This is a genomic window from Streptomyces sp. NPDC031426, from assembly GCF_055581585.1.
In genome coordinates, this window is the sequence record NZ_JBVIJE010000025.1 from 49844 (window position 1) to 69483 (window position 19640).

The following is a 19640-nucleotide window of genomic DNA, read 5'->3' on the forward strand; positions in this document are numbered from 1 at the left end:
TCCACACCGACACCTCGTTCCCGCCGGATCTCCGAGAGCCTGCCGGCAAAGCCGTCGATGAGGAAAAGCCGTCGATCAGGAGTGGCCATCGACGGCTTTGCACACCCTTGGCCCTCGACGTCTTCCCCGGCCTGCCGGGCGTGGCCGGGTGGGCTACTCGACCAGCGCCTTGGCCTTCCGGCAGGCCGGGCTCGCCATTGTCCGGCGCAGCGATGGCCCCGGTCACTCCTGCCGGACGGGCTCGTCACACACCACCACGGCGTAGGAGCCGAGACCGATGAGACGGTCTCCGGAGATGTCGCCAAGCGCCGTGTACAGCGTCAGTACGGCTCCGGTCGTGTCGTCGAAGGCGATGTCCTTGACCGTGCCGTGCGTGGCGCCGTGTTCCGTCAGGACGCGGTGCCCGAGGGCCTCTTGATGGTCGGGGAGCGCGCGCCGACTCGGGTCGGCGGCGGCACGGGAACGAACGATCACGGCATCCCGTCCCATCCCTTCGACCGCGTCCCAGACGATGACCCGGGCGTGTTCGGATGCACCGGACAGCCGCAGGCAAGCGATGTTCCCGGTGCGGGCGTCGATGGTCAGGCTCTCCACCCGTCCCAGGGACTCGGCTTCTTCGGCGGTGATCACGGGAAGGCCCTTGGCCTGTGTGAAGAGCATCATGGTCGGCCCCCTTCCGCGCTGACGGTCGGGTCGGTGTACGGCTGCGCCGTGTGTGCGCGGAACGCCTCGACCTGGGCGCCGAAGCTGGGCAGGTCCTCGGCGATGAAGCGGCGGGCGTGCGCCGGGACGACCATGGCCCGCCCGGAGACGGCCAGTGTCTCGCCGCGCGGGACGAACGCCTTCCGTTTGCGGTGGTCCGGATTCTCGTTGCTGGCCATTTCGAAGCCGATGACTCGTCCGCTCGTGCCGGCCTCTATCACGACGTCCAGCACTGTGCCCACCGCGGTTCCGTGGTCCGTGAGAACAGGTGCGCCGATGACCTGGCCGCGGTCGGCTTCGCCGGCGCCCACGACCACGTCCGACTCCTCCACGACGGCCTCGCTGGGGATCATCACTGCGGACGGTCCGATGGCGTGCACCCCGGAGAACGGCAGGCTCTTCTTGAGCGGGCCGGCGAGCAGACCGCACCCGCTCAAGGTGAAGCCGCTGATCCGGCCCGCCCGCGCGTCGAACACGGTGTCCCGGACTTGGGCGACGGCGTCGCCGCTCAGCGTCACGACCACCCGCTTGGTCAGTTCCGACGCGAGAATGAGGGTGATCACCGCGGTCCCTCCCGGCGGGGACAGCGGGCCGAGCGCACCGCGATCACCGTTCCCCCGCGGCGTTTGGCCTGGACTGCCAGCGTCGCCGCTGTGAGCAGACCCGCCAGCGCGACCAGGAGGACCATCAAGCCCCACCACTGCATCGCCACGACCTCCTCGGTGCCGTCATCGCCGGGCCGCCCCCGGTCCGGCCTGTCCCTTCGCTATCCGGTTGCCCCTGGTTCGGGCAGGGCACGCCATCGGTGCGCCGGGTGGCGGAAGTCGGCGGGGCGGGTAAGGCGCCGGAACGGGCAGGGCCCTCGCTGCGGCAAGAGCTCAGGTCCAGTCCTTGCGCTTGAAGGAGGCTCAGTAGAGCAGCACGGACGCGATGACTATGACACCGGTGGAAGTGAGGAATCCTGCATGGCTGTTGACGCCCGGATACGGGACGTTCTGCAGCGGGGGAGTGCGACTGGGCAGTCGTGCCCGGACCGTCGAGGCCGACGGCTATGACTTCCAACCCGTCTACACCGAGCTGCTGATCACCAATCGCGGCACCAAGACTCCGATCCAGACCGACGGCCGCTGGGTCGTCGGGCACGCGAACTCGTGGATGAACAACTTCGGCGAACTCCGCCGCAACACCGAACGACGCCGCTCCTGCGCGGAGTTCTACCTTGCCCTGGCTGCTACCACTATCGCTGCGTGTAGCCTCATCCGCCACGCCTGGTACACCCACCGCTGGGACACCCGCCCCCCAGGCCCCGCATCCGATAACCCGGCTCACTACCCACTGGCGGACGCTCTAAGCTCGACGACAAGTGTTCATATTTGAATCATGTACAAGTTGCATGATGTTCTTAATTGAAACACTTACCTTCCCGCCATGCTGCACTTGACGCTCTGGCGCCGGCATATGTCCTCATGGGTACGCAACATCTGGCGTGAGGTCGTGGCCTTCGGTCTCGTCGGCGCCGTTGCGTTCGTGGTGGAGACCGCGAGCTTCAACTTCCTGCTCTTCGGTTCGCCGGACCACGGCGGGCCGCTGGGCTCCACACCGGTCCTCGCCTCCGTGATCGCCACGCTCCTGGCCATGATGGTCAGCTGGCTGGGCAATCGCTACTGGACCTATCGGGACCGCAAGGGAGCGGTCGACCGACGCGAGGTCGCCTGGTTCATCGCCGTCAACCTGGCCGGGCTGGCGGTCACCGCCTTCCCCGTCTACGTTGCGCACGAAGTGTTCGGAATGTCCTCCCCGTTGAGCGACAACGCGGCCCGCCTGGTGGGCTGGGCGGTGGCGACGCTGATGCGGTTCGCCGCGTACCGCACCCTCGTCTTCACCGCATACCGAGAGGACTCCCTGGACATGCCCGCGACGACCGGCAGTTGGCGTGCGATCTCCCGTGCCACCCGGCCGGACGACCTGCTCTGGCCCGGCTTCCTGGCCGTGGTGGCCGCGATCTGCGGGTGGGCCGTCTCCGTCGCGTTCCACCCCGGCTTCCTCAGCCCGGACAGCCTTTCCCAGCTGGCGCAGGCACAGGGGAAGCAGCCGGTGACCGACTGGCACCCGCCAATCCTGGCTCTGTTCTGGCGCACGCTCATCGACATCACCGGTGCGCTGTCGGCGATGGCCGCGCTCCAGGCCGCCCTGCTGTGGGGCACCCTCTGGGTGCTCGCGGTCGTGCTGTGGCGTCGGACCGGCAGCCGCCCCTTGTCGCTGCTGATGCTCGGCTTCGGCCTCGCCCCGCATGTCCTTACCTTCACCGGGGTGGTGTGGAAGGACGTGCACATGGCATACACGCTGCTGGCCGCGTGCGCGATCGCGCTCGTCGCGCGAGAGCTGCCGGAGGGACGGGAGCGGGCTCGTTGGGGATTGCTGCTCCTCGGCATGCTCTTCCTCACCTACGCGATGCTGGTGCGCAAGAACGGGCTCCCAGCCGTCGTACCGATCTTCCTGCTGCTGATGTTCGCGCTCTGGCCGCGTCCCGGGCGGCGCCGCTGGCTGGTCGCCGCGGGGTCACTGCTGGCGCTCGCCGCCGTCGGCAGCCTGGGGGTGTCCTCGGCCGCCCATCCGCTCGCGGTGCGCCAGTATGCGCAGATACCCCTCGACGACGTGGTCCACGTACTCACCCCTCAGCAGGTGCGCTCCGCCGCGACGAAGGCCGGGGCGACCCCGGAGTTCACCGACGACCTGGTGGCGACCGCGCGAACCTGCCAACGCAAGGACATCGTCTGGGACGCCTACCTCGCCTGCTACCCGCACAAGCCGGGTGATCAGGTCGGCTTCGAGGCCGACCAGGCCGACGTCCTGCTCAAGATGTGGACGCAGCAGATGCCGCACCACGCGACCGGCTACGTCGAGTACCGCTCCCTCACCTTCGCCCGGCTGCTGTTCCAGGGCAATCTCCAGTACCTCGGCGGTGACTCCGCCGTCATGCCGAAGGACGTCCAGGTCAACAAGACACTGGACGCGGCCATGAAGTCCTATGTGATGGGCTTCGACCGCGACTTCCCCTGGCTGTTCCAGGGCTGGTTCTGGCTGGTGGTCTCGCTGGTGCTGGCACTGCGCCGCCGCTGGCCCGGCCCGTGGTCGCGGGAGCTGCGGCTGCTCGGCGTGAGTGGTGTCATCTACATCGCCACCTACCTGCCCACCGCCCCTTCGGCCAACTACCGCTACGTGTACTGGCCGGCGATCGCCGGCACCGTCGGGATGCTGCTGGCGGTGAGCGGAGCGATCGTGGCCCGGCGCACGGCCCACGCCACCCAGGACACCGGGTCCACCGCGGCGGTCGAGGCACTCGTGAACGGTCCGTTCACGGCAGACCCGACCGCGCCGCACCCCGTCGGCTCCGGCCCTCGCCTGGACGTGACCACCGGCTGATCCCGGCGCCGGTCGCGCCCGTGCCGGGTGGCTGCCGCAGCTCTCCGGCACGTCCCGCCAAGGGCCTGTCGGTACGGAACCGCCACATCACCGCGTTGAAGTGGCTGCGCAGGTCAGGGATCGGCCGAGCGCCCCCAGCGGCAGGTGCGGCTCGATCAACTCCCGCATTGCCCATCTGTCAGATCACCACGCGTCACGCGACCGGTCTACCGCACCCAGCTCCACCCTGTAGCAAGAAAGACCGATCTCGTGATCTCAACTCAGAACACTCCCTAGAGGATCACGGAATGAACCCTACAATCGCGTGCGTCGTACCCTGCTACAACGAGGAGGCTGCCGTAGGCAAGGTCGTGCGCGATCTGCGTGCGTCGCTGCCCGAGGCGGTCATCTACGTCTACGACAACGCTTCGACGGACAACACCGTCGCCGAGGCTCTGGCGGCGGGCGCGATCGTGCGCCAAGAGCCGCGCAAGGGCAAGGGCAACGTGATTCGACGGGCGTTCGCCGACGTCGAGGCCGACGCACTGCTGATCATCGACGGCGACGACACCTATGACGCCTCCCGTGCCCGTGAGATGGTCGACCTGCTCTTCGAAGGCCCCTACGACCAGGTAGTCGGCGCTCGTCGAGAGGTCGAGGAGAGCGCCTACCGGCCCGGGCACGCGGTCGGCAACAAGATGCTCACGGGCGCCGTGCGGATGCTGTTCGGCAACGACGTGAGTGACATGCTCAGCGGTTATCGCGTGTTCTCCCGGCGTTACATAAAGTCCTTCCCGGCACTGTCACACGAGTTCGAGACAGAGACCGAGATGACGGTGCACGCCCTCAGTCTGCGGCTGCCCACCACCGAGCTGGAGATCGACTTCAAGGATCGGCCCGCCGGAAGCGTGAGCAAGCTGCGCACGTACCGCGACGGTTGGCGCATCCTGAAGCTCATCCTGGGCCTGGCCCGGCGCCAGCGGCCCTCGCAGTTCCACGCAGTGATCGCCGCTCTGTTGACGATCATCTCGCTCGCCCTGGGCCTGCCGGTGGTCATCGACTTCGTGCAGACCGGCGTCGTGTTGCGGCTTCCGACCGCCCTACTGGCCGCCGCCATCATGATCATCGCGGTGCTCGTTCTGCTGGTCGGCTACATACTCGAGTCCTTCATGCACATGCGCCAGGAGCAGGCACGCCTCGCCCACCTGCGTTATCTCGCACCGTCCCGCGGCGTCGACTTCGTGCCGGAGGAGCTGGGCAGCGCGCCGCAGGGGTCCGGGCCGGGGGCCGTTGCCTGAGAAATCCCCCGCATCATCCGCGAGTGGGTGGCGTACAAGGGGGAGTACCCGACGCTGACGCAGATCGGCGAGGCAGTATCAGGACACCGTTCCTGAGATTCGCCGCGTGATGTCGCTCGCGTGGCACTCGGAGCTGCAGCGATGTCTTATCCGCGAGCGAAACGACTCGGAGATCAACAGGTGTAAGCATGACCAGGTGATCCTGCCAACCCGGCAGGATCATTCGGGGTCGATCACCGGGTGATCACTGGCTTGGCACCCTTCTCCGCCCGGGATTGTTCCGTCGCCTTTCTGTTCTTACCCCTCCGCAGAGGAGCGCCGATGCGCAGGATTGCCTGCATCGCCCTCGGACTGGCCCTGATCGTCGAGGCCATCCCGCTGTTTGTTCTGCTCGCCGGGACTGCTGTCATCGCTCTGGCCTTCCCCCGCGAGCCTGGTCGCCCCGGCACTACGTGGATCGGCTATGTCTCCTTGGCCCTCGCCTTGTGCTGGGTCGTGGCATGTGTGTGGGGCGCTGCAAGGGCATTCGCCCGTGCATACCGCCGACCCACCGCAACCTGGTCCAGGGACTTCCTTTTCCTCGCCCTCGGCCACCTCGCCGCCGCCGTCCCGACCGCAGCCGAAGGCCTCTCACTCGTGGCCTTCGCCGAACTCGCCTTCGTGCCTCTTCTCCTCCTGGCCGCCCGGCCCTCGCGCGCCCGCACCTCGACGTCTACATTTGAACTTCGAATCGAGCCCCTCGTGTCTGGGCCATCACCGCAGCCCGGGGAGCCGAAGCGAGCGACATCACGCGGCGAATCTCCTTACGTTGTTCGTGGGTTGATTCCGGTCACTCGTAGGATCGGGAGGCCCAAGGGCACCGGGTGTGGCTGTCAATCTCATGCCGCAGGAGTGGCTTCTACTGATTGGCCGCTCGGTGCCCCGCGACGACTCGGCCACTGATTGGGATGCGCGCGGCAAGATCGCTTGGTAAGGACACGCTGGCGAGGTCGTCTGCTGGAACTCGAAACGACTCCGGAGGTGGCCGTGCCTGAACTGTGGGCCGGTACGGATGCGGGCAAGGCCGAGCATCACTGCGTGGTGATCGACGCGGAGGGCAAGCGCAAGCTGTCGCGGCGGGTGGCCAACGACGAGACCGCGTTGCTGGAACTGATCGCGGATGTCCTTGCGCTGAGCGAGGAAGAGTCGGTGACGTGGGCGATCGACCTCAATGCCGGCGGGGCCGCGCTGATGATCGCATTGCTGACCGACAACGGGCAGCAGGTGCTCTACATCCCCGGCCGCACCGTCCATCACGCCTCCGGCTCCTACCGGGGTGACGGGAAGAGCGATGCGAAGGACGCTTTCATCATCGCGGACCAGGCTCGCATGCGCCGCGATCTCCAGCTGATGCACCGCGGCGACGACATCGCCGTCGACCTGCGCATCCTCACCTCTCGCCGCTTGGACCTGGCCGCGGACCGCACGAGGGCGATCAACCGGATGCGGGCCCAGATGCTGGGGTACTTCCCGGCCCTGGAGCGTGCCTTCGACTACAGCACTTCGAAGGCGTCCTTGGTCCTGCTGACCGGCTACCAGACGCCGGCCGCCCTGCGTCGGACTGGCAGGAACCACCTGGCCGTCTGGTTGAAGAACCGCAAGGTCCGCAACTACAGGCTCGTCGCGGCCACCGCCATCGAAGCTGCCGAGGCCCAGCACACCGCCGTTCCCGGAGAGAAGCTGGCCGCGGCCGTCGTGGCCAGGCTGGCGAGGGAGGTGATGGCTCTCGATGAGGAGATCGCCGAGACCGACGCCCTGATCGAGGGCCGGTTTCGCGACCACCCGCACGCCGAGGTCATTTTGAGCATGCCCGGCATCGGCTCCGTCCTAGCCGCCGAGTTCATAGCCCATACCGGCGGCGACATGAGCGTCTTCGGTACCGCCGATCGCCTCGCCGGTGTCGCCGGCCTGGCACCCGTTCCGAAGGACTCGGGCCGGATCAGCGGCAATATGCGCCGACCTCGTCGCTACTGCCGCCGCCTGATGCGGGTCTTCTACATGTCCGCCCAGGTCGCGGCCCGATGCTGTCCGGTCTCAAAGGCGTACTACGAACGCAAAAGGGCCGAGAAGAAGACCCATAAGCAGGCCGTCATCGCCCTCGCGCGCCGCCGCCTGAACGTCCTTTGGGCACTCCTACGCGACGGTCGTCCCTTCGAGGGCAGCCCGCCACTTCGCGCTGCCAGCCTTGGCTGAGGCGGCTACAGCCAGTCACGAGCCAGGCGTTGACAACCACATTGGGAATCAGTAGGTCTGTCTGCACGGTGTGGAGTTGGCGATGGCGAACTGTCTCAGCGGTCCGAAGTGGGCCTCGGTGGGGTTCGCTCAGGAGGCGTAGGGCGGGGTGAAGCACAACTCGACCTTGTTCTTCTTCGCCCAGCGGCGGATGTCGGCGCCCTTGTGGGCGGACAGGTTGTCCGAGATCACGTAAATGGGGGCACCGTCGGGCCGGACGGCGCGGATCGATTTCAGCACGGTCAGCGTGTTGGCGGCCCCCTTTCTGCGGCAGTTGACGCCACACAGGCGGTCGTCGAGGTCCTGCGGAGCGGCATGGTTGCATCGTCGGAGACGCGGGATCGACCCCAACCGCGCGATCGAGATCCAGCGCGACTACCTCGCCGCCTTCTTCGACCAGGAACTGCGCCACCGGCACGGCACCCTGCTCGACGGCCCCGACAGGAAATACCCGGAGATCTCCTTCGTCCGCTGACCAGAGCCTTCGAAGGGCCGGCCCTGAGCGCTCTGTGCCCGGACATATTCAGTTCCGGTCGATCTGAACCCGTCGTCCAGTTGCCCACTCGCACGCACGACACAGGGACAAGGATTCGTCAGGGCGGAAGGCCGGGTCCGTGAAAGGCCGCGCTCAGCCGCGCCGTGTTCAACGACAAAGGAGGCCGGGCGGCCCTCCCAGGGGAAGGTGGTGACGACCCGCTGGCCCGATCCGGCCGACGCGGGCATCAACCTCGGGTTCCTCAGCACCAACTGATCGCCTTGCCGAGGTCGGCACCCGGACGGACGCTGGTCCGAAGGGCGAGCGACGGCAGCCGCCCGCAGCCGGGGAGCGGGCCCCTGCACGCCGCGAGTATCAGGGCATCGCGAACGCCCGACCGCTGGGATCCCTTGGCCGAGATTTTCACTATGGGCGGGTGCTGGACGGCCGCGCCGGGCACTTTCCGGGGGCGGCCGCGTGCGGGTTCGGCAGCGCCGGTCAGTTCCGACGGCGCGCCGACTCCTCGATTCGTTGCGCCGCGCTGCTGGCCGCGTCCCTGGTCACCGCGACGGCACTCGCGCTCCCCGACGCCACCTCGACGCTCGGGCGGTTCCTATTCCCGGGCCGTTACCCTCGTCCTGGCCGCCGCGCTGTCCGGCCTCGGCCGCAACCGGCAAGCCAACGGCTTACCAACACCGGCAAACCAATATTGACGTGTCCTTGACTACTCCTTCCAACTCCGGTCACCCAACGCAGGGCTAGGCTCGCCGGGCGACTCATGTCCCGGCGACACCGGGACCGTACCTGCGCCAGCACAGCCCGAGACGAACCGTCATCGCGGAGTTGGGGGAATCGCCATGCGCACACGTACAAGAGCGTCTCTCGTGGCCACCGCCGCTGCGTTCCTGCTCGTCACCCCAGTGGGCAGTTCCGCAGCCTCGAGCGACAGCCAGCCGGTCCACCTGGTCTCACCCACCGACCCTTACGCCGCCTGCGACATCAGCGGCGACGGGACCGGCACCAACTACCGGTCCGCCGAGGACGAACCGTACGTCACCGTCTCCCCGCGCGACCCACGCAACGCGGTCGGCATCTTCCAGCAGGACCGCTGGTCCAACGGCGGTGCCCGAGGGCTGACCGCCACGTACACCCATGACGGGCGGCACTTCACCGAGACCACGCTGCCGTTCTCGCATTGCGCGCCTGCGGGGCTCAACTACCAGCGCGCGTCCGATGGTTGGGTGAGCACCGGCCCGGACGGCACGGTCTACGCCAGCGGTCTGGTGTTCGACGCGACCGACGCGCGCAACGGCGTGGCCGCCTCGACGTCGTACGACGGCGGGCGCACCTGGAAGCACACGACCCCCCTGATCGGCGACACGCAGGCCCAGTTCAGCGACGACAAGAACGCCGTCACCGCCGACCCCCTCCACCCCGGTGTCGCCTATCAGGTCTGGGACCGCATAGACGAGGACGACTTCGCCAAGGTCTACGACGGCCCCGCCTACATCTCCGTCACCCGCGACGGCGGCCGGCACTGGACGAAGGCGCGCCCGTTCGTGGACACCTCTGTCGTCCCGCACTCGCAGACCATCGGCAACGTCATCGTCGTCGACCCGCGCACCGACACCCTCTATGACGTCTTCGACTGGCAGACGTACGACATCGACTACAGCACCGGCACGTTCACGCCCACCGACCTGCATTTCGCCGTCGTCAAGTCGACCGACCAGGGCCGCACGTGGAGCACGCCGGTCACCATCGCCAAGGACACGTCCGTACCCGAAGTCGACCCCAACGCCCCCACCGACGCAACCAAGTCCCTGCGGGCCGGCGGCGATCTGCCCAACGTCGCCATCGACCCGCGCACCGGTGAGCTGTACGTCGCCTACGAAGGATCCGACTTCAGCGGTGGCGGCTACGACTCCGTGGAACTGATCCACTCCACCGACGGCGGCCGGACCTGGTCGGCACCAAAACGAGTCAACTCTGTCGCCTCCGCACCCGCGTTCACGCCCTCGGTCAGTGTGGACGCCCGTGGCACGGTCGCGATCACCTACTACGACCTGCGCTACCTCACCGCGGGGAACACCACCACCTTGCCTGCCGCCGCCTGGCTGGTCACCTTCCCCCGTGGCGCGGAAAACCGTGCGACCGAGCGCCGTATCTCCCGCGTCTTCGACTGGCTCCAGGCCCCCTACGCCGGAGGCCACTTCCTCGGCGACTACGAGGGCCTCGCTACGGAAGGCCGCTCCGCCGTACGTCCGCTGTTCGTCGAGACCAACGCCAACGCGCCGCAGGACTCCACGGACGCCTACAGCGGGCTGTTCTCCACCGGCAGGGACGACGGCGCCTTTGCTGCGGTCGCGGCCGCGCCGCGCGCGACGGGAGCCCTGGAAGCCCGGCCGCATCGGTTCTTCCGGTGATCGGAGGCGTGCCCGAAGCACGCTGTGACGGGCGCGACTTCGGGTTCATCTGAGACGCAAGGTAAACAACCCACCATTTTTCCTGTGAGCCCTTTGTGTGACTGTTGTGGTCACGCCAAGATCCCCTCTGCGCCCGGGACACCCCCATACGCCCGGCGCAGGGAGGAGCGGGCATGTTGCCCCCGAAGCACCAGCGACGGTTCATAACCTGCACCGTCGTAGCGGCCGCGTTCGGACTGGTAAGCACCCAGTCGTTCGCGGCGCCGAACAACGCAAGACCCCGGCCCTGGCAGGCGCGCCACCAGGCCGCCATGGGCCGGCAGCACATCAAGGCGGTGCATGCCGGCCAAGGGATGTCCGCGTTCGCCGCGGAAGGCGGCGACGACGACGGCGCCGACGAGGCGGAGAACTCCGCCGAGGCGACCGCCCAGTTCACCGAGGCCCGCACCGCGCCCGGCGTGGTCGCACCCGGCGCCTACGGGGCGGCCTGGCAGCAACTGCAGTCGATGAAGCACACGAGCGGCAGCTGGGACCACGTCACCAAGAGGGCGTACAACTCCGACGACCCCCGCTACCGCGATGTGAACTCCAACTCCAGCGGTGGCGCGGGCGACGTCACGGGCCGGATCACCGGCATCGCGGCCGACGACCAGGGCTATGTGTACGCGGGCGGCGCCAACGGTGGTGTCTTCCGGTCCACCACCGGTGGCGGGCACTGGAAGCCGATCTCCGACAGGCTGCCGTCCCTGTCGACGGGCACCCTCGCGCTGGACGGGCAGAAGCGGCTCTGGTACGCCACGGGCGAATCCAACACCGGGGCGACGTCCTTCGTGGGGACGGGCGTGTACGTCCTCAAGGACCCGCGCCACGGCCAGTTCCAGCCCGGCGACCGCGTCGGCGGCGCCGAACTGGAGTCCACCGTCATCCACGCGCTGCGTTTCGCCGGCACCGAGGTGTGGGCGGCCACCAGCACCGGCGTCTGGTCGCACTCCACGACCACCCTGTCCGGGCCCTGGAAGCACGAGTTCGCCCCCAACCCCGACTATCTGCCGGGCGGTTCCAAGGCGGACGACCCGAGCGCGCCGTACAAGAACATCGCCAATGACATCGCCGTCGACCCCAAGGACCCGGACAAGGTCCTGCTCGCGGTCGGCTGGCGCGGCGGTGACACATACAACGGGCTGTACGCCAAGCAGGACGACGGCAGCTGGAAGCCGGTCAGCGGCCTCGGTGACCTGCCCACCAGCAGCGCCGACGTCGGCAACATGACGTTCGCCGCCGCGGCCGACGGCTCGCGTCTGTACGCCATCGACCAGTCGCCGGCGCAGATGGCCGCCAACCCGGACAGCGGGCTCAAGGGCGTGTACGTGTCGAAGAACGGCTCGCCGTTCGGGCCGTGGACGCAGATCGCGGACTACACCAAGCTGAAGGCGTCCGGATCCGCCCTGCAGAGCGCGGGCTACATGCCCGGCATCCAGTCCTGGTACAACCAGTTCCTCCAGGTCGACCCGGTCAACGCCGACCACGTCTACCTCGGCCTGGAAGAGGTCTTCGAGACCAAGAACGGCGGCCAGAGCTGGACAGTGCCCGGCCCGTACTGGAACTTCCCCTTCCCCTGCTGGAGCATCGACCCGGCCAAGCAGACCGGCGACTGCTCGCCCACCACCCACTCCGACCAGCACGCGGTCGCGATCGGCAGCTACAAGGGCAAGACCTGGGCCTACGTCGGCAACGACGGCGGCATCTACCGCCGCCCGCTCAACGGAGCCGTCGACTCCGGCGGCCACGCCAAGGACTGGCAGTCCCTGAGCGACGGCACCCTCGACACCCTCCAGTACTACTCGGTGGGCGTCGGCAGGGACCTCGACCGAGGTGGCGTCTCGGTGACCGGCGGCCTGCAGGACAACGGCCAGTCGATCCTGCGCGGCCACGACAAGGTCATGGGCTCCAACTTCGGCGGCGACGGCGGCGACACCATCGCCGACCCCGCCGACGGCTGCAACATCGCCGCCGAGTACGTCTACCTCGACATGTGGGTCACCCAGAACTGCGGCGTGAACGACGGTTCCTGGTCGACCGACCCGTCCAAGGCCACCGAGTACGAGGTCGCCCCGCCGGACAAGGACCAGGGCGGCGCGGGCGCCCGCTTCATCGCGCCGATCACGGCCGACGCCAAGGACACCAACACCTGGATCGCGGGCGGCCGGCACGTGTGGGTGAACACCAAGGGCTTCGCCATCCGCTCCGGCAAGGAGTGGACGAACGCCTACGACCTCGGCGAGGGCCACGTGGCCACGGCGGTGGCGTCCTCAGGCGGCGCCGTGTACGTCGGCTGGTGCGGCCCCTGCAACAACCAGGGCTTCACCCGCGGCATCGCGGTCGGCAACGCCGACGGCACCGGCTGGCACCAGCTGAACCTCCCGGTCGACGGCACGATCCCGAACCGCTACGTTTCCGGCTTCGAGATCGACCCGGCCGACGCCCAGCACGTCTACGTGGCGATCAACGGCTTCTCCCGCCGCTTCACCGAGGGCCCGGGCGCGGGCGTGGGCCACGTCTTCGAGTCCAAGGACGGCGGCGCGAGCTGGACGGACATCTCCGCCAACCTGCCCGACGTTCCCGCCGACACGGTCAAGCTCCTGCCGAACGGCGGCCTCGCCCTCGGCACCGACCTGGCCACCTTCTACCGCCCCGCCGGGGCCACGAAGTGGCTGGTCCTGGGGCACGACCTGCCCACCACGGCCGTCATGCAGCTGCGCCTCGGGCCCGACGGCAAGCTCTACGCCGCCACCCACGGACGCGGCATCTGGTCCTACGACGTACGGCGCCTCAAGGGCCGTAAGGACTGATCACGCCTGATTCCCGGCATACGACGACGGCCGGTGCGCCCCCCGTTTCCGGGGACGCACCGGCCGTATGTCGTGCGGGTTCACTGCACGGGGTACGCCGCCACACTCAGCCGAAGCGTGAAGAGCGGCGCGCTCTCGGGACCCCATGTGACGCTGACCGCTCCGATGCGGGCGGCACGTACCGTGACCCGGGTGACACCCCTGCTGTCGGTGGCGGAGGAGGTCACCAGCGCCAGCATCGGGTTGCTGCTGCGCGGCTGCGGCCAGGAGCCCTGGGCGCGGGGCTCCAGGACGACGGTCACCGTCGTACCGGATCGCACGCACAGGCGCTGGACGGAGGCGTCGCCGACGCCCTGGGCGACAGTGGCGGAGCCCGCGACGCATGCCGGGGACGCGGAGGTCGTCCCATGAGGGGCCGGGGCTCGCGTCGACGGAGACGACGGTGACGTCGCCGACCTTGTTGCGGAGGGCGAGCTAGGGGTTCCCGGAGTACTGAGGCCGCTCTCGGATGGGGTGGCGGAGGGAGGATCAGCGGAAGTGCGCGGTGATGCGGAGTCCGCCTCCGAGGCGCCGCCGTTGCCTCCGCAGGCGGTCAGGAGACAGGAGAGGGCAACCATGGCGGCCGCGAGCGAGGGCCAGGATCCTCGGCCCCGTCTGCAGTCCTCCGTCATCACGACCACTCCTTCGCGTCACCGGACGTCACTGCGACGTCCCCGGCCGCAGTTCGGTGCCCGTCGCGCCCGAGGAGAAAGCGAGAGCGTCAGCGGATGCCCGAGTCGAAGGAGATGACGATCGTGGTGAACCGCCCGCTGGTGACGGTGACAGACACCGGTGGGGCGATCGGAGTGACGGCGCCCGTGAGGTTGGCGGGGCGGACGGTGTACGTGCCTGGCGGCAGCGAGACACGGAAGTGGCCGTCGGCATCGCTGGTGGTCTCGGCGACCGTCCGTTCTGGATCGCCGCCGGTGATGGTCAGCCGGGCGCTCAGAGGCCGGTCGGGACAGGGGCTCCCCTCGCGGACCACCGGGCAGCCGCCGTCGACCATGGTGCGGCCCTTGATCCCGGAGTCGGACCTACCCGGCGAACCGGCTCCGTGAGAGTTCCCGCACCCGGCGGTCAAGACCGCGGCGGTGAGCGCCAGGACTGCGAGCGCGGTCCGGAGGTGGCTCTTCATAAGGGTTGGACTTCCCATGGTGCTGGTCGGTTCCTCTGAGGCGGGCATGGCCCGGGGCCGAGCGGAGACGGTTCCCCGCCCGGCCCCCGGATCGCTTGCTGCGGGTGATGCTAGGAGAACAGGACGTTGTGCATCTCGGGGTAGGCCCCGGTGGCGCCGCAGTTTCCGCCCTTCATCGCATAGCCGGCGGCCCTGACCCCGGCGTCAACGCCGAGCGGTGGCACCCGCCTGGAGTGCCGCCGCTCGCACCGGCATCACAGAGGCATCGGTTTCGGCCGGAACGAACCCCTCCAGCATCCCGCACCGGCATCAGCCCACGTCAGGGCAGACAGAAGCACCCCCGGCGCGCGCCACGGCATTTAATACGCCCCCGGCGCGCACCGAAGGTGCGGTGAGTCGCTGACCTGCGCGGATTGGTTGTGCCGGCATCGTTGTACAGCGGGGCGAGCGCCCATGGTCGACCGTGGTTGTCCGCACTTACGGGCACGGATTGGGCACGCCCCCGCCGCACACCCGTCCTCGCCGTCCTCAGCCGCCTCGGTTCCTGACGGCGCGGCCGACACCGGGGCGCCCCGGGACGAGCCGCTGTGGGCCCCGTCCGACGCGAGACCGACCCACACGGTTGACACCCAGGCGTGCGCCGACCCCGCGGTCACCACCCTCAGGCCGGGACCGGCGAGGTTGCGGTGCTCGTCCTCGGGCCCAAGCATGGGCTCAGGAGAACAGCGACAGAGCACATCGGAGGGGAACGTCCCGGGAGGAGAGCCATGCCGTTTCCTGCCCCCCGGTCTGCCGGCCGTCGCAGGACAGGGCGCACTCGACAGGCATGCCTGCGATCGACATGACCGACGACGACCGGCCGCTGCGCTGTCTGGTCACCGGTGCCACCGGTTACATCGGCGGCAGGCTGGTGCCGGAGCTGCTGGCCGCCGGGCATTCCGTGCGCTGCCTGGCCCGCGCCCCCGGCAAGCTGCGGGACCATCCGTGGTCTGGGCAGGTGGAGGCCGTGCGCGGGGACGTGACGGACGAGGGGGCCGTGCGCGCGGCCATGGAGGGCATGGACGTCGCGTACTACCTGGTGCACGCGCTGGGCACCGGTCGGGGCTTCGAGGAGACCGACCGGCGAGCGGCCAGGATCTTCGGTGAGCAGGCGCGTGCCGCCGGAATCCGTCGGATCGTCTACCTCGGCGGTCTGAGCCCTTCCGGAGTACCCGAGCACGCACTCTCACCCCATCTGCGGTCCCGGGCCGAAGTGGGCCGCATCCTCCTGGCCTCGGGCGTGCCCACCGCCGTACTGCGGGCAGCTGTGATCATCGGGTCGGGTTCGGCCTCGTTCGAGATGCTGCGGTATCTGACCGAGCGGCTGCCCGTGATGGTGACCCCGAGCTGGGTGCGCACTCGCATCCAGCCCATCGCCGTCCGCGACGTGCTGCGCTTCCTCGTGGGATGCGCGAGGCTTCCGTACGACGTGAACCGCGCCTTCGACATCGGCGGACCGGACATCGTCACGTACGAGGAGATGATGCGGCGGTACGCCGTCGTCGCCGGGCTGCCGAAACGCGTCATCCTCCCCGTTCCGCTGCTCACCCCCCGGCTGTCCAGCCTCTGGGTCGGTCTGGTCACCCCGGTACCGGGCGCCCTCGCGCGCCCGCTGGTCGAGTCGCTGAAGCACGAGGTGGTCTGCACCGAGCGGGACATCGTCCGTTATGTGCCGGACCCGTCGGAGGGACCGGTCACCCTCGACCGGGCGATCCGGCTGGCTCTGAGGCGCGTGCAGGACGCGGACGTCGCCACCAGGTGGTCCTCGGCCTCGATTCCCCGCGCCCCCAGCGACCCGCTGCCCACCGACCCCGACTGGGCGGGCGGGAGCCTCTACACGGATCACCGCGAGCGCACGGTCGCGGCGTCGCCGCAGGCCCTGTGGCGGGTGGTGGAGGCGATCGGCGGCGAGCACGGCTGGTACTCCTCGCCGCTGGCCTGGTCCCTGCGGGGCTGGCTGGACACCCTGGTGGGCGGTGTCGGCCTGCGCCGGGGCCGCCGGGACGCGACGCGGCTGCGGGTCGGCGACAGCCTGGACTTCTGGCGAGTGGAGGAGATCGAGCCGGGACGGCTGCTCCGGCTGCGCGCGGAGATGCGGCTGCCTGGCCTGGCCTGGTTGGAGATGGCCGTCGACCGGGATACACAGGGACGCACGGTGTACCGGCAGCGGGCCCTGTTCCATCCGCACGGCCTGGCCGGGCACGCCTACTGGTGGGGCGTGGCCCCCTTCCACGCCGCGGTCTTCGGCGGCATGGCCCGCAACATCGCCGCCGCGGCCGAATCGGCCGCCCCCGAACCGGCCCGCACTCACTGAGGGGGCTCAAGGAACTGTGCGCGTTTCGGTCGCCCTGTTCACCGCCGATCTTCGGGTGCACGACAACCCGGTCCTCCGGGCCGCCCTGAAGGATGCGGAACGTGTGGTCCCGCTCTTCGTCGTCGACACCGGCATCCGCCGCACCGGCTTCGCCGGACCCAACCGCGCGGCGTTCCTCGCTGGCAGCCTGGTCGATCTCGACATGACCCTGAGGGCTCGGGGCGGTCGGCTGGTGGTGCGCGTCGGCGACGTGGTCGAGGAGACCTGCCGGGTGGCGTCGGAGACCGGGGCCACCGTGGTGCACATCGCGGGCGGGGTGAGCCGCTATGCGGTACGACGCGAGGACCGGCTGCGCGCGGAGCTGGCCGGTGACCGACGGGAACTACGTGTCCACGACGCCTCGTTGACGGTCGTACCGCCGGGGGCACTGACACCGGCGGGCAAGGGCCACTTCGCCGTCTTCACCCCGTACTTCCGCCGATGGGAGAGCTTCTCCGTGCGCGGCGTCCTGCCGGCACCGGACGTCGTACGGCTACCGGACGTGGGCTCGGCCGGCCTTCCTCGCGCAGAGTCCCTCGCGGCGGGTTCCACGTCGCCGGGCCTGGCCGTCGGCGGGGAATCAGAGGCCCGCCGCAGGATGTGGTCATGGCTGGCGGGTCCGCTGTCCGCGTACGCCGACCGGCACGACGACCTGGCCGCCGACGCGACCTCCCGGCTCTCCCCCTATCTGCACTTCGGCTGCCTCTCGCCCACCGAACTGCTGCACCGGGCTCGCGCCCAGGACGGTCCCGGTGCGCATGCCTTCGTCCGCCAGCTCGCCTGGCGGGACTTCCATCACCAGGTCCTGGCGGCTCGCCCCGACGCGGCCGACCACGACTACCGGCCCCGGCACGACCGCTGGCGCCGCGCGACGAAGGAGTTCGAAGCCTGGCGGGACGGCCGCACAGGCTACCCCGTCGTCGACGCCGCCCTGCGACAGCTGCGCCACGAGGGCTGGATGCCGGGCCGGGGCCGCCTGCTCGCGGCAAGCTTTCTCACCAAGACGCTGTACATGGACTGGCGGGTGGGAGCCCGCCACTTCCTGGACCTCCTTGTCGACGGCGATGTGGCGAACAACCAGCTCAACTGGCAGTGGGCCGCCGGGACCGGCACGGACACCCGCCCGAACCGGCTCCTCGACCCACTCGCCCAGGCACGCCGGTACGACCCCCGCGGGGAGTACGTACGACGCTGGCTCCCCGAGCTCCGCCACCTCGACGCCACGGCGGTCCACCGCGTCCCCTACCTCGACGCAGCCACCCGTGCGGGCCTGGACTACCCCGCCCCGATCGTGGATCTCGCCGCGGCTGCCGCCCGGTTCAGGGAGCGACGGGGCGCCGAGTGACCGGAACAGAACAAACCCCAGGCCGCTGGTCCGAAAATAATGGGTGAGGTACGGGTCGAGCGGGTGCTGTGACGCTGGTGGGTGTCAGGGTTGGACGGCCGAGTGTTGCAACGCCCCAGCACGACGGGTGCTGGCGCACTCGACAGGGCGGCGAAGCGCCCGACGGTCTGACGTCCGCCTCCGTCGGCCCGCTGCCTCCCCCGTTTCGGGGATCGGCCGGGGCTTCACGCTCTGCCTCCATCTGAATCCGTGCTGGCTTGGGCTGCAACCGCGTAGCGGGACACCGTGGGAATGGCGTCCGGGAGGCGGGGCACATGAGTCGTGTAAGACGCATGCGAACGGTGGCTGCAAGGGAGGCTTGCGATGCTCATGGCGCACCCCGCCGTGCTGAAGAACTTGATCGAGCAGTACGAGACGCTGCGTGTCCTGCACGCGGAAGAGGGGCATGAGGAGGTGCGCCGGCGGATGGACGACATCGCTTACACCCTGTGTGTGTCGACTGGTACCAGTGATATCGACGCCGCCCTCGTCGCAGCCCGGCACCGGCTACCCGGTGCCCGTGTCGAAGACGACTCCCTCCTTGCCACCTGACTGCTTCGTTGATCGGTGCCGATGACTACCGAGCCGCCGACTTTCACCAGTCTCGAGGAAGTTGGCGACGATTCAGGGCTGCTCGCCTGCCTTGTTAGCAGCTGACGGGTAGTCGATGAGGGCCCTCGGGGCTGGTGGGCTCGCGTGTTGAGGGGTCGCCTATTCACGGCCGAGACCAAATGAGGCTCGCGCTGAGTGATCAGCGCGACCCCCGGCGGGCGTTGATCGCTAGGGACTACCGGTGCCTGGTACGGACGTCGTGCAAGGCGCCCGACCATGCCAGAAGGCACGAAGGCAGCCTTTGCCGTCAGCTGACTTGGCCGCCCGTCGGCCGCAGCGAGAGCACCTGCGGACGTGCCGGCGTTCGTACTCCTCCGGCGTCACTGCTCAGCCCTCCGTCAGCCTGACCCGCTTGGGGCGGCGGACGGCCAGGTCGATCGGCGCGTTTTCGCCGACGGCCCGCCGGACGGTCAGGCGCAGCCCCCAGGGCCGGCCCTTGCGGACCGGATCCGCGCCCTCACGCCGCAGCGCGGTGATCAGCTTGCGGAACTGCCGCGGGCTCAGCCCGGTGAATGGGGCTATCCAGGACGGTTCGGACGCCGCAATCCGTCTCGCTCTCCGTCCCCGGCTCGGCGAAGATCAGCTGTCACAGCCCACGGCTTCGTCCGTGGCACACCCGGGGACATCGTGCTGGGAGCCGTCGTGAGCCGTCTGA

Annotated in this window: 13 protein-coding genes and 3 pseudogenes; 10 read left to right on the forward strand and 6 right to left on the reverse strand. The window is 69.2% G+C overall.

The window, feature by feature from the left end; translation table 11 throughout:
* Nucleotides 1-222 precede the first annotated feature (222 nt).
* Together ACZ5NH_RS35180 and ACZ5NH_RS35185 are read right to left on the reverse strand one after the other, a co-directional pair.
* A complete protein-coding gene (locus tag ACZ5NH_RS35180; protein ID WP_468781118.1) occupies nt 223-663 on the reverse strand; it encodes a PRC-barrel domain-containing protein in 441 nt (146 codons plus the stop codon).
* Nucleotides 660-1265, reverse strand: coding sequence for a PRC-barrel domain-containing protein (locus ACZ5NH_RS35185; protein WP_468781120.1), 606 nt, complete (start codon nt 1263-1265; stop codon nt 660-662). The genes ACZ5NH_RS35180 and ACZ5NH_RS35185 overlap by 4 nt, the downstream gene beginning before the upstream one ends.
* 484 nt (nt 1266-1749) lie before the next feature.
* Here ACZ5NH_RS35185 and ACZ5NH_RS35190 point away from each other — a divergent pair.
* The 4 genes and pseudogenes from ACZ5NH_RS35190 to ACZ5NH_RS35205 all read left to right on the forward strand — a co-directional run.
* Nucleotides 1750-2010, forward strand: a pseudogene (locus tag ACZ5NH_RS35190) (IS5/IS1182 family transposase); the annotation flags it as partial.
* Between the two features lie 120 nt (nt 2011-2130).
* Nucleotides 2131-4125, forward strand: coding sequence for a GtrA family protein (locus tag ACZ5NH_RS35195; RefSeq protein ID WP_468781122.1), 1995 nt, complete (start codon nt 2131-2133; stop codon nt 4123-4125).
* A 287-nt stretch (nt 4126-4412) separates the two neighbouring features.
* Entirely contained in the window at nt 4413-5402 is a 990-nt protein-coding gene (locus tag ACZ5NH_RS35200) for a glycosyltransferase family 2 protein (RefSeq protein ID WP_468781124.1), read from the forward strand.
* A 1020-nt stretch (nt 5403-6422) separates the two neighbouring features.
* Complete coding sequence (locus ACZ5NH_RS35205; RefSeq protein WP_468781217.1) at nt 6423-7634, forward strand: IS110 family RNA-guided transposase; 1212 nt, start codon at nt 6423-6425, stop codon at nt 7632-7634.
* A 132-nt stretch (nt 7635-7766) separates the two neighbouring features.
* On the opposite strand, the pseudogene ACZ5NH_RS35210 reads toward ACZ5NH_RS35205, so the two are convergent.
* Nucleotides 7767-7970: pseudogene (locus ACZ5NH_RS35210) on the reverse strand (transposase); the annotation flags it as partial.
* Between the two features lie 22 nt (nt 7971-7992).
* On the opposite strand from ACZ5NH_RS35210, the gene ACZ5NH_RS35215 reads away from it, so the two are divergent.
* The 3 genes from ACZ5NH_RS35215 to ACZ5NH_RS35225 all read left to right on the forward strand — a co-directional run bounded on the left by ACZ5NH_RS35215 (nt 7993) and on the right by ACZ5NH_RS35225 (nt 13423).
* Nucleotides 7993-8148, forward strand: coding sequence for a hypothetical protein (locus ACZ5NH_RS35215; RefSeq protein WP_468781126.1), 156 nt, complete (start codon nt 7993-7995; stop codon nt 8146-8148).
* Between the two features lie 857 nt (nt 8149-9005).
* Nucleotides 9006-10574, forward strand: coding sequence for a sialidase family protein (locus tag ACZ5NH_RS35220; protein WP_468781128.1), 1569 nt, complete (start codon nt 9006-9008; stop codon nt 10572-10574).
* 173 nt (nt 10575-10747) lie between these two features.
* Nucleotides 10748-13423, forward strand: coding sequence for a WD40/YVTN/BNR-like repeat-containing protein (locus tag ACZ5NH_RS35225; protein ID WP_468781130.1), 2676 nt, complete (start codon nt 10748-10750; stop codon nt 13421-13423).
* A gap of 80 nt (nt 13424-13503) precedes the next feature.
* Here ACZ5NH_RS35225 and ACZ5NH_RS35230 read toward each other — a convergent pair whose 3' ends face one another.
* Both ACZ5NH_RS35230 and ACZ5NH_RS35235 read right to left on the reverse strand, forming a co-directional pair.
* Entirely contained in the window at nt 13504-13743 is a 240-nt protein-coding gene (locus ACZ5NH_RS35230) for a hypothetical protein (RefSeq protein ID WP_468781132.1), read from the reverse strand.
* 440 nt (nt 13744-14183) lie between these two features.
* Entirely contained in the window at nt 14184-14597 is a 414-nt protein-coding gene (locus tag ACZ5NH_RS35235) for a hypothetical protein (protein WP_468781134.1), read from the reverse strand.
* Nucleotides 14598-15423: 826 nt separating this feature from the next.
* On the opposite strand from ACZ5NH_RS35235, the gene ACZ5NH_RS35240 reads away from it, so the two are divergent.
* The 3 genes from ACZ5NH_RS35240 to ACZ5NH_RS35250 all read left to right on the forward strand — a co-directional run bounded on the left by ACZ5NH_RS35240 (nt 15424) and on the right by ACZ5NH_RS35250 (nt 18925).
* A complete protein-coding gene (locus tag ACZ5NH_RS35240) occupies nt 15424-16950 on the forward strand; it encodes an SDR family oxidoreductase (RefSeq protein ID WP_468781136.1) in 1527 nt (508 codons plus the stop codon).
* Between the two features lie 16 nt (nt 16951-16966).
* Nucleotides 16967-18334 carry a cryptochrome/photolyase family protein gene (locus tag ACZ5NH_RS35245; RefSeq protein WP_468781138.1) on the forward strand — a complete coding sequence of 456 codons (1368 nt, stop codon included), beginning with the start codon at nt 16967-16969 and terminating at the stop codon, nt 18332-18334.
* 363 nt (nt 18335-18697) lie between these two features.
* On the forward strand, nt 18698-18925 hold the full coding sequence (locus ACZ5NH_RS35250) for a DUF5133 domain-containing protein (protein ID WP_388635573.1): 228 nt from the start codon (nt 18698-18700) through the stop codon (nt 18923-18925).
* A gap of 462 nt (nt 18926-19387) precedes the next feature.
* On the opposite strand, the pseudogene ACZ5NH_RS35255 reads toward ACZ5NH_RS35250, so the two are convergent.
* Nucleotides 19388-19531: pseudogene (locus tag ACZ5NH_RS35255) on the reverse strand (IS5/IS1182 family transposase); the annotation flags it as partial.
* Nucleotides 19532-19640: the final 109 nt, after the last annotated feature.